Consider the following 11,938-nt stretch of genomic DNA (forward strand, 5'->3'; position numbering starts at 1 on the left):
GTAAATTAGGGTTAGCTCCCGCCAGATTAGGCGGGAGCTAATAGAAGAGATGTATTACTCTGTTTTATCCGCATATTCGCACAGATCTTCAATAATACAAGATCCACAGCGTGGTTTACGGGCAATACAGGTATAACGACCGTGTAAAATCAGCCAATGGTGGCAATCTACTTTGAATTCATCAGGTACAACTTGCAATAGCTTCTTTTCGACTTCATCGACATTTTTTCCCGGAGCAAATTGAGTCCGATTGCTGACACGGAAAATATGGGTATCGACAGCTATCGTCGGCCAGCCAAAGGCCGTGTTCAGAACAACATTGGCCGTCTTACGACCGACGCCCGGTAATGCTTCAAGCGCTATGCGATTTTCCGGTACTTCGCCTTGATGCTTTTCCAGCAGGATCCGGCAGGTTTTAATTACGTTTTCGGCTTTGGTGTTATATAACCCGATAGTCTTTATATACTCTTTTAAGCTATCAACGCCCAAATCAAGGATGGCCTGTGGCGTGTTGGCAACCGGATAAAGTCTTGCAGTTGCTTTATTGACGCTGACGTCCGTTGCTTGTGCTGACAGCAATACTGAAATCAGCAGTTCAAATGGTGAATTGAAAACCAGTTCAGTCGTTGGATTAGGGTTGTTATCCCGTAAGCGGGTTAAAATTTCGACCCGTTTTTGTTTATTCATATCTGATTACGCCTTTATCCTCTTGTGATATGGCTGCCACAGCCTTTTTCTATGTTGTCATAGCGACGCGTTTTAGCATCTGTACGGCTTTTAATTCGCTCATCAATGATATATTTCCCGGCCAGCATCAAACCTAATCCAATAAATGCACCTGGTGGTAAAATGGCTAGCAGGAATGGGGAATCCATATGCACAATTTCAATACGTAATGATTTAGCCCAACTGCCTAATAATAGATCTGCACCGTCGAAAAGTGTGCCATTACCCAGAATTTCACGTATGGCGCCAAGTACGAACAGGGCAAATGTTGCCCCAAGCCCCATTGCAATACCATCAAGCGCGGAGTGATAGATTGAGTTTTTTGATGCGTAGGCTTCTGCACGTCCGATAACGATACAGTTAGTCACAATTAGCGGGATAAAGATCCCCAATGATTCATATAATCCGAATGCAAAAGCATTGATTAACATCTGAACGGCACTGACAACAGATGCAATGATCATCACATAAATAGGGATACGGATCTCATGAGGAACCCAACGGCGTAAAGCTGATACGGCGATGTTGGTGCTCAACAGAACCAGTGTCGTTGCCAATCCCAGTCCCAGTGCGTTAGTAGCAGTAGAAGAAACCGCCAAAAGGGGACAAAGCCCTAAAAGTTGTACTAATGCGGAGTTGTTTTTCCATAACCCCTGAAGAAATAGGTTTTTGGTTTTACTCATTTATTTTGCTCCACATGTGGGTAATGAAGAAAGTTGTGCCGGAATGGTTTCCATATAGAGAGTTGTCCGTTTAACGGTATTGACAATAGCACGAGGAGTGATGGTTGCTCCCGTAAACTGATCAAATTCCCCGCCATCTTTTTTAACCGCCCAATGAGTATCATTATTGGAAGCGATTTTCTTGCCAGAAAAAGCATAGATCCAATCGGATATACGGGTATCAATTTTATCTCCTAACCCCGGAGTTTCATGATGTTCGGTAACACGCACACCAAGTACTTTGCCAGAAAAATCTGCGCCGACCAGTAGTTGAATAGCTCCTGAATAGCCATCAGGTGCAGTGCTTTCTATTGCAGCAGCAACCGGAGTACCGTTTTTACGTGCCAGATAGAGACGATGGGATTGTTGATTACCTAAAGCATCTGCGGTTACCAGATAACATTCATTTAGCATATCGTTGTCATACAGCGTGGGAGGAACAACCTGATCCAATAATACCTTATGCTGTAACGCTGCTTGTTCTGCAATCCGGTCTTTTGTCAATGAATAAACAATTGCCGTTAACCCGGTGGTACAAGCGGCAAAAATTGCGAGGGTAATACCGTGACGTCGCATAGTTTCTAACATGGCAGCTCCCTTATTTATGGCCGTAAGCACGGGGTTGTGTGTAATTGTCGATAAGTGGTACGCAGATATTTGCTAATAAAACAGCGAAAGCCACGGCATCTGGATAGCCACCATAGACACGGATAACCCAAATCAGCAAACCAATTACGGCTCCATAAATCAAACGGCCTTTCGGTGTAGTTGATGCGCTGACCGGATCCGTCGCAATAAAGAATGCGCCTAACATGGTTGCGCCGGAAAAAATTTGCAATAAAGGAGGTGAATAACGGCTTGGATCGATCAGCCAGCTAACTAAAGCACAACTTCCCAGTGCAAGGATAAATGTGGTCGGGATTTGCCAGTTAATCACTTTGCGATTCAGCATGATTAATCCACCAAACAAGTAAGCCACATTGATCCACTGCCAGCCAATTCCTGCCAGAGTACCTTGCAATATCGGTTGCTGTAATACTTCATTAATGTTGTGGGACAGTCTGCCGGTTTTGAAGCTATCCAGTGGCGTAGCCTGACTTAATCCATCAATTCCTTGTTGAAGTTGTATCAGAGTCGAACCATCAGGTGTGTGTCCTGTAAAGATCACCATCAGGCAATCCCACGGAGTCAACGTCATGATTTGTAACGAGGCTGGTGGCATCCAGCTTGTCATCTGTACAGGAAATGAAATAAGTAAGACAACATAACCTACCATAGCCGGATTAAATGGATTTTGTCCAAGCCCGCCATAAAGATGTTTAGCAATAATGATGGCAAAGAAAGTACCGAGTATGATCAACCACCACGGTGCCAGCGGCGGCAGACTAATGCCAAGCAGTAATCCGGTCACTAATGCCGAATTATCTTTAAGGTAGGGAATGACCAGTTGTTTCTTTAATGCAATAGCTACAGATTCAGCCATCAATGCGGTAATGATTGCCAACAGGATTTGGATCAAAGTTCCATAGCCAAAGAAATAGGTTTGCACTGCGATACCCGGTATAGCAGCTAAAGCCACCCATAACATAAGCTGGCTGGTATTTTTCTTACTGTGTGTAAAAGGCGAACTGGCGACTTTTAACAGGTTATTGTCAGTTTTGACTGGCCTAAATTTCATCGATAAATGTCACTATTCTGTTAGAGTTTCTTGTTTTTCTTGAGCGGCTTTTTTCGCTTTTACGCGGGCAATGGCGGCCTCGACAGCAGCTTTACGGGGATCAACCTCTTCGGTAACCACGGCTTGAGCTTCTTGTTGTGGAGCAGGTTCAGGCTGAGTTTGAGCGGCTTTCTTTGCTTTTGCACGGGCAATGGCGGCTGCGACAGCGGCTTTGCGGGGATCTTGTTTTTCATCCATGCTATTTTGTTGTGAAATTTCTTGTGACGTTGTCACTTCTTGGTTTTGTTGTGTGGCCTTTTTCGCTTTTGCTCTGGCGATAGCTGCGGCAAGAGCAGCTTTACGAGGATCTTCACTTTCAGCGGATGTTATTGTTGCTGTGGTTTGAGTATTCGATACCTGTTTTTCTGTCTGACGAGCACGTAATTGCTCTTTTCTGGCTTTGCGTGCTGCAATGGCTGCTGCATTATCAGGTGATTGCCCGGCTTGTACGGTGATTGACTCGCCAGCGTTGGACTGTTTTTCTTTCACGCGAGCGAGAGCCGCCTGTACAGCACTTTTATCCTGATTGTCTATTTGAACTATCGCTTTTTTATGGCGTTCTTCGCGAGCCAGTTTCTCGCGTTCCAAACGTGCTTGTTTAGCTTCAAACCGAAGCTTAGCTTCAGTTGATCGGCGAGCTTCGGCATCGATAGCGCGTATTTCGGCTTTTTCCTGCCGATAATACTGAACAAGAGGAATATTGCTAGGGCATACGTAAGCACAAGCACCACACTCAATGCAGTCAAATAAGTTGTGGTTCTTGGCTTTTTCATGCTCTTGACCACGGCTGAACCAGTAAAGTTGCTGGGGTAATAACCCGGCCGGACAAGCTTCAACACATAATCCACAACGGATACAGGCTTCTTCAGTCGCTTTAGGTTCCATTTCCTGGGTGGAAGGGGCAAGTATACAGTTGCTGATCTTGACGATAGGCACATTCAGATCAGGTAAAGAAAAGCCCATTAATGGCCCACCCATAATGACCATTTGCTCTGACTGAGGTTTAAATTTGGCTTGTTGTAACAGAAATTGAACAGGTGTACCTAAACGAGCCCAGAAATTACCCGGTGAGTTGATGGCTTCTCCCGTCAGAGTGACAACGCGTTCGATTAAGGGTTCTCCGTCAATAATGGTTCGTTTGATGGCCATCACCGTACCAACATTTTGCATAAGAACACCAATACCGGAAGAACGTCCGCCAGTAGGGACTTCTTTGCCCGTCAGGATTTTGGTGAGCTGTTTTGCACCACCGGATGGGTATTTTGTTGGGATAACGCGCACGGCAATCGATTTATCGTCTTTCAGAACATTTTTCAGGGCATCAATTGCTTCAGGTTTGTTATCTTCAATCCCGATCAAAACCTGTTTCGGATTGAGCAAATGTATCAAAATGCGTATGCCTTCGATAATTTCACCGGCATGTTCCTGCATCAAGCGATCATCAGCCGTGATATAAGGCTCACATTCCGCTGCGTTGATGATCAAAGTATTGATATGACTTCCACCACCTTTTAATTTTGCGGCGGTTGGAAATCCTGCACCACCAAGACCAGCAATACCGGCTTGATGAATACGTTGCAGCAAAGTATCAGCATCAAGGGATGTGTAATCCGCGGTTTGGATGCGTTCACACCATTGATCTTCTCCATCTGGACGCAGGCGGACACAGAGTTCTTTCAACCCAGAAGGATGGGCTGTAACACAAGGTTCAATCGCCGTGATAGTACCGGAAGTGGATGCATGAACGGGTACAGTTCTGCCAATCCCTATTGTCAGCGGTTGGCCTTTAAGTACTTTGTCCCCGGCTTTAACCAGTAGCTCTCCCTCCGGGCCAATATGTTGCTGTAAGGGAATAATCAATTCTTCTGGTAACGGAGCATAGCGTAATGGCGTACGGCTGGATTGCAGCTTCATCTCTGGTGGATGAATACCGCCATCAAAATCCCATATTTTGTTTTTGTTAAGCAAATTGAATAGATTAAACATTGGCTTTAACCTCAACAGGCTTAGCAGAAGATATCAACATGGGTTCTGGCTCAACTGGAATATTTTTAACCGGAATGGAGTTTAAATCCCATTTCCAGTTTGATGTTGTGGTTGCAACGGGGATCATCGTAATGCAGTCGGTCGGGCAAGGTGCGACACATAAGTCACAGCCAGTGCAGAGATCTTCAACTACAGTGTGCATTGCGCGATTTGCGCCGATAATGGCGTCAACAGGACATGCCTGAATGCACTTTGTACAACCTATGCAATTTTCTTCATCAATGAAGGCAACTTTCCTAACCGGGTTTTGTATGCTTTCATCGCCATTCAATGGTTGTGGATCAACCCCCAGTAATTCTGACATCTTGAGCATCACTTGCTCTCCGCCCGGGGCACATTTGTTGATCATCTCTCCATTGTTGGCAACAGCTTCTGCATAAGGGCGACAACCCGGATAGCCACATTGCCCGCATTGGCTCTGTGGCAGCAGATTATCGACTTTTTCAACAATCGGATCTTCTTCCACTTTAAAACGGCGAGCGGCAAAACCCAGAATTAACCCAAAGATTAACCCGAGTATGCTTAATACACTGATAGCAATCCATAAAGATATCATTAGAATTTCACCAAACCACTAAAGCCCATAAATGCAAGGGACATTAACCCAGCAGTAATAAGCCCTATCGATGAACCACGAAAAGGGGCCGGAATATTGGCAACCGCCAAACGTTCACGAATTGCGGCAAATAGCACCATGACAAGGGAAAATCCAGCGGCGGCCCCGAAACCATATATCGCAGATTGTAAAAAATTATGTGATTGATTGACGTTCAGCAAAGCCACACCAAGCACAGCACAGTTTGTTGTTATCAATGGCAGGAAGATGCCTAATAAGCGATAGAGTGCAGGGCTGGTCTTGCGAACTGCTAATTCGGTGAATTGGACAACAACGGCAATCACAAGAATAAAACTTAAGGTGCGTAAATAAACCAGATCCAGCGGAACAAGAATGAAAGTATTTACCAACCATGAACTGATAGAGGCGAGGGTCAGGACAAAAGTGGTTGCCATCCCCATGCCAATGGCAGTTTCGAGTTTCTTGGATACTCCCATAAATGGACATAAGCCTAAAAACTTCACTAAAACGAAGTTATTGACCAAGACCGTGCCAATAAATAAAAGAAGGTATTCAGTCATTGCTATCCTGAAAATAAGAGATTTGATGAAAACAATATATGTTTATAGTCGTGAAAATGACAGAAACTCCCCCGCCTTGTGGTGAGGCAAGCGGGGGCAATGATAACAATCAATTTTAGGGGATGTTATCGATCTTGTGTGAAAGTCATTTTAACCCGATAAGAGCGCTTGATATAAGGAACAAAAACAGCAGCAGCTAATAGGGGCCAAAGTAGTGAGCGAATAGCCATTTCGTCGGGAATAGGAGAAAAAGCAAATGTTTTAATGGCAATAAGAACAGAAAGTGTTAACCAGATGATAAAAATACGTGGGAATCGTTTTGAACGAATAAAAAGCAACTTTAATACCCAAAACGTAAAACACCACATAATAGCCGTGGTTAATACAGAGATATACCACAGGATAGTGAAATTACCTCCTGTTTGGTGAATGACATTGCCTTGCTGAAAAAAAGTTATGACATATAACACTAACATTGAACTGGCAGCGATAAGCGTCATGATTAAATAAGCGGCAGGAGCCAATAACCAACCGTTGATACGGTAATAATCATTGGATTGATACATAAAAAATATTCTCTCCATGATGGGTATTCAGATACCAAAAGATAGTAACACAGGAATTAAGATTATTTGCTAATGAATAAGAGCTGGTGGTATTTTCTGATGCTTTGTTATAACAGTTTTACAAATGTTAAGAGGCAGTTATGAGTAATTCTCTGAAAGTTGGTTTGGTTGGATATGGTTATGCCAGTAAGACATTTCATGCACCATTAATTGCAGAGACGCCAAATGTTGAGTTAGTTGCCATTTCCAGTAGTGATATAGAAAAAGTTAAAAAAGATTGGCCAACCATTAATGTTGTCTCTTCACCAGAAGCGTTATTCAACGATCCAGATATTGACCTCATTGTTATCCCGACTCCCAACGATACCCACTACCCATTAGCGCAAAAAGCATTGTCTGCTGGTAAGCATGTTGTGATTGATAAACCTTTTACGGTTACGGTGGAAGAGGCAGAGGCACTTAAGAAGCAGGCGAAAGATGCTAACTTATTGTTGTCTGTATTCCATAATCGTCGTTGGGATGCAGGTTTTTTGACCGTTCAATCGCTGATTAAAGAAAATGTATTGGGAGAATTAAAGTATTATGAATCCCGTTTTGATCGCTATCGTCCGGCTGTTCGTCAACGCTGGAGAGAAGCCGCAGGAGCGGGTAGTGGGATTTGGTATGACTTGGGCCCTCATTTATTGGATCAGGCAGTTCAGTTTTTTGGTAAGCCTCAAGCCATTACAACAGACTTAGGTATGATACGCCCAAATGCTGAAACACCAGATTATTTTCATGCACAACTCAAGTATCCCGGGTTAAAAGTGGTATTACATGCATCAATGCTTGTAGCAGCGGAATCTCCCATTTATACCCTGCATGGAATGGCGGGCAGTTACGTAAAATATGGTTTAGATACACAGGAAGAGTGTTTGAAAGCAGGCGAAAAGCCATCGCAGGAAGGTTGGGGTTATGATGCGCGCTATGGATATGTGACGTTGTCACAAGGTGATGGCTTGATTACGCAAGCCATTCCTAATTTACCGGGTAACTATGGTGCTTATTATGCTGCTATTCGTGATGCTATCTTGACAGGAAAACCTAACCCTGTGACCGCAGATGAAGCTATCTTGATTATGAAGTTGATTGAGGCAGGTGAAAAATCAGCGAAAGAGCAACGTACTGTGGTGATTGATTAACCTCAATTGATTAACTTTAAAGTAAGAGGAATGGCATTGATGGGCTGGTGGCAAAAGTTAAAAATCGATCCTTTTCTGTTAACACTGATTACCGTAGTAATGATTGCGTCATTTTTCCCCTGTGAAGGAGAAGTAAAAACGTGGTTCCAACATTTAACTACGGCAGCTATTGCATTGCTGTTTTTTATGCATGGAGCCAAACTTTCACGTGATGCGATTCTGGCAGGAATAGGGCATTGGCGTCTGCATTTAATTATTTTTTTTAGTACTTTTGTTTTATTCCCGATATTAGGTATGGGGTTACATTTCATTGTACCGGAATGGATGTCGTCAACGGTCTATATGGGATTTTTGTATCTTTGTGCTTTACCAGCCACTGTGCAGTCAGCGATTGCTTTTACTTCTGTTGCCAGAGGAAATGTAGCTGCCGCGATATGCAGTGCTTCAGCATCTAGTCTGTTGGGAGTCTTTCTTTCTCCATTACTTGTTGGTTTTCTGATCCAGATTCACGATGGTGTTGGTGATAGTACTGGTAATAGTGCTGTTCATCCTGACACATGGAAAGCGATAAAAGATATTATCCTGCAATTAATGGTGCCTTTTATTGTTGGTCATTTGTCACGCCCATTGATTGCCGATTGGGTAGAACGGCATAAAAAGTTGGTCAATGTGACGGATCGTTCATCTATTTTACTGGTGGTGTATGTTGCATTCAGCGAAGCGGTTGTAGAAGGCATTTGGCATAAAATTGATGCTTATTCACTGGTTATGATTGGTATTGTCTGTTGTGTTCTGCTGGCAATGGTATTAACCATTAATGTATGCAGCTCACGCTTATTTGGATTCAGCAAAGAAGATGAAATTACCATCGTTTTTTGTGGCTCCAAGAAAAGCCTCGCCAATGGAGTGCCGATGGCGAATGTTTTATTTCCGGCTGCAATGGTTGGCATTATGCTGTTGCCGTTAATGATCTTCCATCAAATCCAATTGATGGTCTGTGCGGTACTTGCAAATCGGTATGCTGCCCGCCGAAAAAAGGCAGAGTGATCTTCTGCCTTTAAAAGTAAAAAGTACGATTTGTTATCATCTGTTAGCGGTTTGCAACTTTAGCGCTTAATGCTTGTTTCTCTGTTTCACTCAGGAATGCTGTTGCCAACCCATTAATCTGTGCCTGTCGTATCTGTTCTGGCGATAGTCCAGCGGCAGGCGAAGCAACGTTGTACTCATTGCGAATTTCAATTCCTTCAACGGCCGGGTCATCGGTATTGATTGATGCCAGAATGCCATGCTCAAGGAATTTTTTCAGCGGGTGAGCTGATAAGGAGCTGACGGTACTGGTTTGCAGGTTTGATGTCAGGCAGGATTCAACACCAATGCGGTTTTCCGCAAGATAATCCATGAGCGCAGGATCGGTGATAGCCTTAACGCCGTGGCCGATTCTGGTTGCTCCCAACTTGCGGATCGCGTGCCAGATGCTTTCTGCGCCGGCTGCTTCTCCTGCGTGTACACTGATGTTCCAACCCGCATCACGTGCCTGGATAAAATGTGGTTCAAACAGCTGCCCGGGGAAACCAAGTTCATCACCTGCCAAATCCATCGCAGTAATATGTTGTTTATGGGCAAGCAAGCCTGCTAATTCTTGAGAACAGGCTTTTTCTCCGAATGTTCTGCTCAGAATACCAATCAGGCGAATTTGGATAGCGTGTTGTTTGCTGGCGGCGTGAATACCGTCAATGACAGCTTCTACGACACCTTCAACCGGAAGCTGGTGTTTCATTGCCATATAGTAAGGTGAAAAACGGAGTTCAGCATAATCCAGTCCGGCATTGACTGCATCTTCTACGTTTTCTACCGCAACCCTGTGGCAAGCATCCAAATCAGCCAGTACAGCAACACCCCAATCAAGTTTTTGCAGAAAGCTAATAAGATTTGGCTCATTTTTAATGACCTGGACATGGGGACGCAGAGTTTCCAGTTCATAAGCAGGGAGAGCGATATTATGTTGACGACCAAGATCCAGAATGGTTTCAGAGCGAATGTTACCATCAAGGTGACGGTGTAAGTCAGTGAGTGGAAGCTGTGTATCAATCATTTTTTTGTCCTTCTTATCAGAAAAATATACAAAAAAGCCAGTCAACGCATTGACTGGCAATGAAAGCACTATTTATCGTTTTTTTTACGATGTTTTTACTGTGTCGGTCTTTTTAACCTTCAGCGTGTACTTTCTTGTAGGGAACCCTAATCGGGTTCTGTTCTATTACTCAGTAGCAGGAAATTCAGCTTCACTATCATGCTGATTTGATTCACCTGCATTATCATGGGAGTCGATGAGGTGATTATCAAGCAGGAATTGATGTAAGCTGGACTCTTTACCATTTAATTTCACTTTGCCGTTGGCGTAGTGGAGGTTGAGGTCAATGGCGTCATCGGTGTTAGTCACAACGTTAAGTGCAGCACCTTGAGCGGCTATAAATTGAACCTGCATGTTAGCGGTTTTTTCAGCTTTGTTTTTATCTTCACCTAAATATTCGCCTGATTTGGTGATTTGTTCAATCAGCATGGGCTTAGACAATTTGACATTAAGTGATAATTCCTGGAGTAGGGTACGGAGCTGTTCTTCTGTTCCCATTTGAGCGATTTTATTCAGATCTTCAGGAATGTTTTGCAGCGCAATCTTAAAATCTAATGTGCTTTCACCTTTACTGTTTTTCCAGCTAAATGGCACGATACTGAAGTGTGGATTGTTTTTCAGCAGTATTGGCAAGTGGCTGAAAAGATCAGCGGCCATATTCTGAGATGATTGTTCTAACTCTTTGGTAGAAAATGATTTTGCTATAATATCATTGTAGGTTTGCGAAAATTTATGAACGGCTTGACCATCCAAATTATCTGCGTTAAACACGAGTTTACCTGAACCGAAATCCAGATTGCCCATTTTGAGTCCATCGATTTCATAAGCAACACCAGTATTCACGTTCTCCTTGTTTTCACTCATTTTGGTTGAAATTTTTAAATTCGTGAGAAGGAAATCGTCTTTACCATTGGAACTTTTCGAGGTTATTTCGCCAATAGCATAGTTTTGATTGCCCAAATAGAGATCGAATTTACCTTTTTTATTGTCACCAGCGTTAAAATCAATACCCTTGAGAGTGATAATTCTTTTTTCTGAAGGTACATCTACGGTCAGTTCATCGCTTTTGATACTGAAAGAAAGCTCACTTAAATCACGGCTGATATCTGTGTTGATTTTGGCACCGGAAAAAGTGATCTTAGTTCCGTCTTTATTCGTATGTTCGACTGGCACAATCTCAATATTGGAAGATGAATTGCCGCTATAACTTACACTAGCATCAATGTTAAACAGAGATTTACCATTAGTAATTTCAAACAGTTCTTTTAGTTGATCACTCTGTTCAATTTCTGAATGGATAGAGGCCATTTTAGGGACGAAATTGAATTTTTTCAGGACTGAAATTGGGAATGGGCCATGATCGATATGAGATTTGAAGATTATTTTTTCGTTTGGTTTCATGCCCGCATTTTTTGCATCATCTTTTACACTCAGGATAAAACGGACGTCAGAGCTGAAAATACCACGCTGGAAATCTTTTACCTGCATTTCAAGCCTGCTATCGGGGAATGCATCTGTAAGTTCTGTGTTCATCTTCTGGACTGTTTTATCCAAACGAGCTTCAACTTTCTTCCCTGTGTACCAGGACGCACCTGTCCACGCTGCACCTAAAGCAACAATTACGCTTACAGCTACTAACGATTTTTTCATGTGGGAATTCCATCCTTATTTTGCGCATACAATATCATTGGTATATATGCGATATGTCTTTG

The 11,938-nt window shown here is 43.2% G+C and carries 12 protein-coding genes; 2 read left to right on the plus strand and 10 right to left on the minus strand.

The window, feature by feature from the left end; all coding sequences use genetic code 11:
* Positions 1–54: 54 nt before the first annotated feature.
* The 8 genes from nth to HGO23_RS09865 all read right to left on the minus strand — a co-directional run bounded on the left by nth (position 55) and on the right by HGO23_RS09865 (position 6,914).
* Positions 55–687: an endonuclease III gene (gene nth, locus HGO23_RS09830; RefSeq protein ID WP_209026496.1), complete on the minus strand. Its 633-nt coding sequence runs from the start codon at positions 685–687 to the stop codon at positions 55–57.
* 14 nt (positions 688–701) lie between these two features.
* Positions 702–1,409 carry an electron transport complex subunit E gene (locus HGO23_RS09835; protein WP_209026497.1) on the minus strand — a complete coding sequence of 236 codons (708 nt, stop codon included), beginning with the start codon at positions 1,407–1,409 and terminating at the stop codon, positions 702–704.
* Positions 1,410–2,036 carry an electron transport complex subunit RsxG gene (rsxG, locus tag HGO23_RS09840; RefSeq protein WP_209026498.1) on the minus strand — a complete coding sequence of 209 codons (627 nt, stop codon included), beginning with the start codon at positions 2,034–2,036 and terminating at the stop codon, positions 1,410–1,412. It lies immediately after the preceding gene.
* A 10-nt stretch (positions 2,037–2,046) separates the two neighbouring features.
* A complete protein-coding gene (gene rsxD / locus HGO23_RS09845) occupies positions 2,047–3,126 on the minus strand; it encodes an electron transport complex subunit RsxD (RefSeq protein ID WP_209026499.1) in 1,080 nt (359 codons plus the stop codon).
* Between the two features lie 12 nt (positions 3,127–3,138).
* Positions 3,139–5,151, minus strand: a complete 2,013-nt coding sequence (rsxC, locus tag HGO23_RS09850; RefSeq protein WP_209026500.1) for an electron transport complex subunit RsxC — start codon at positions 5,149–5,151, stop codon at positions 3,139–3,141.
* A complete protein-coding gene (gene rsxB / locus HGO23_RS09855) occupies positions 5,144–5,767 on the minus strand; it encodes an electron transport complex subunit RsxB (RefSeq protein WP_099135273.1) in 624 nt (207 codons plus the stop codon). The genes rsxC and rsxB overlap by 8 nt, the downstream gene beginning before the upstream one ends.
* Positions 5,767–6,348, minus strand: a complete 582-nt coding sequence (gene rsxA / locus HGO23_RS09860; RefSeq protein ID WP_047680103.1) for an electron transport complex subunit RsxA — start codon at positions 6,346–6,348, stop codon at positions 5,767–5,769. The genes rsxB and rsxA overlap by 1 nt, the downstream gene beginning before the upstream one ends.
* Positions 6,349–6,473: 125 nt before the next feature.
* Positions 6,474–6,914, minus strand: coding sequence for a DUF2569 domain-containing protein (locus HGO23_RS09865; RefSeq protein WP_099135274.1), 441 nt, complete (start codon positions 6,912–6,914; stop codon positions 6,474–6,476).
* Between the two features lie 140 nt (positions 6,915–7,054).
* Between HGO23_RS09865 and HGO23_RS09870 the strand changes: the two genes are divergently transcribed.
* Positions 7,055–8,095, plus strand: a complete 1,041-nt coding sequence (locus HGO23_RS09870) for an oxidoreductase (protein WP_209026501.1) — start codon at positions 7,055–7,057, stop codon at positions 8,093–8,095.
* A gap of 39 nt (positions 8,096–8,134) precedes the next feature.
* Entirely contained in the window at positions 8,135–9,142 is a 1,008-nt protein-coding gene (locus HGO23_RS09875) for a bile acid:sodium symporter family protein (protein ID WP_099135276.1), read from the plus strand.
* A gap of 43 nt (positions 9,143–9,185) precedes the next feature.
* Here HGO23_RS09875 and add read toward each other — a convergent pair whose 3' ends face one another.
* Positions 9,186–10,187, minus strand: coding sequence for an adenosine deaminase (gene add, locus HGO23_RS09880; protein WP_209026502.1), 1,002 nt, complete (start codon positions 10,185–10,187; stop codon positions 9,186–9,188).
* A 165-nt stretch (positions 10,188–10,352) separates the two neighbouring features.
* A complete protein-coding gene (locus tag HGO23_RS09885) occupies positions 10,353–11,876 on the minus strand; it encodes a YdgA family protein (RefSeq protein WP_209026503.1) in 1,524 nt (507 codons plus the stop codon).
* Positions 11,877–11,938 lie beyond the last annotated feature (62 nt).

It is taken from the genome of Xenorhabdus budapestensis, assembly GCF_017743015.1.
Taxonomy (GTDB): domain Bacteria; phylum Pseudomonadota; class Gammaproteobacteria; order Enterobacterales; family Enterobacteriaceae; genus Xenorhabdus; species Xenorhabdus budapestensis.

Bases quoted from the DNA above. Each gene is read 5' to 3' on its own strand.
- nth (WP_209026496.1), bottom strand. From the start codon at position 687: ATGAATAAACAAAAACGGGTCGAAATTTTAACCCGCTTACGGGATAAC.
- HGO23_RS09835 (WP_209026497.1), bottom strand. From the start codon at position 1,409: ATGAGTAAAACCAAAAACCTATTTCTTCAGGGGTTATGGAAAAACAAC.
- rsxG (WP_209026498.1), bottom strand. From the start codon at position 2,036: ATGTTAGAAACTATGCGACGTCACGGTATTACCCTCGCAATTTTTGCC.
- rsxD (WP_209026499.1), bottom strand. From the start codon at position 3,126: ATGAAATTTAGGCCAGTCAAAACTGACAATAACCTGTTAAAAGTCGCC.
- rsxC (WP_209026500.1), bottom strand. From the start codon at position 5,151: ATGTTTAATCTATTCAATTTGCTTAACAAAAACAAAATATGGGATTTT.
- rsxB (WP_099135273.1), bottom strand. From the start codon at position 5,767: ATGATATCTTTATGGATTGCTATCAGTGTATTAAGCATACTCGGGTTA.
- rsxA (WP_047680103.1), bottom strand. From the start codon at position 6,348: ATGACTGAATACCTTCTTTTATTTATTGGCACGGTCTTGGTCAATAAC.
- HGO23_RS09865 (WP_099135274.1), bottom strand. From the start codon at position 6,914: ATGTATCAATCCAATGATTATTACCGTATCAACGGTTGGTTATTGGCT.
- HGO23_RS09870 (WP_209026501.1), top strand. From the start codon at position 7,055: ATGAGTAATTCTCTGAAAGTTGGTTTGGTTGGATATGGTTATGCCAGT.
- HGO23_RS09875 (WP_099135276.1), top strand. From the start codon at position 8,135: ATGGGCTGGTGGCAAAAGTTAAAAATCGATCCTTTTCTGTTAACACTG.
- add (WP_209026502.1), bottom strand. From the start codon at position 10,187: ATGATTGATACACAGCTTCCACTCACTGACTTACACCGTCACCTTGAT.
- HGO23_RS09885 (WP_209026503.1), bottom strand. From the start codon at position 11,876: ATGAAAAAATCGTTAGTAGCTGTAAGCGTAATTGTTGCTTTAGGTGCA.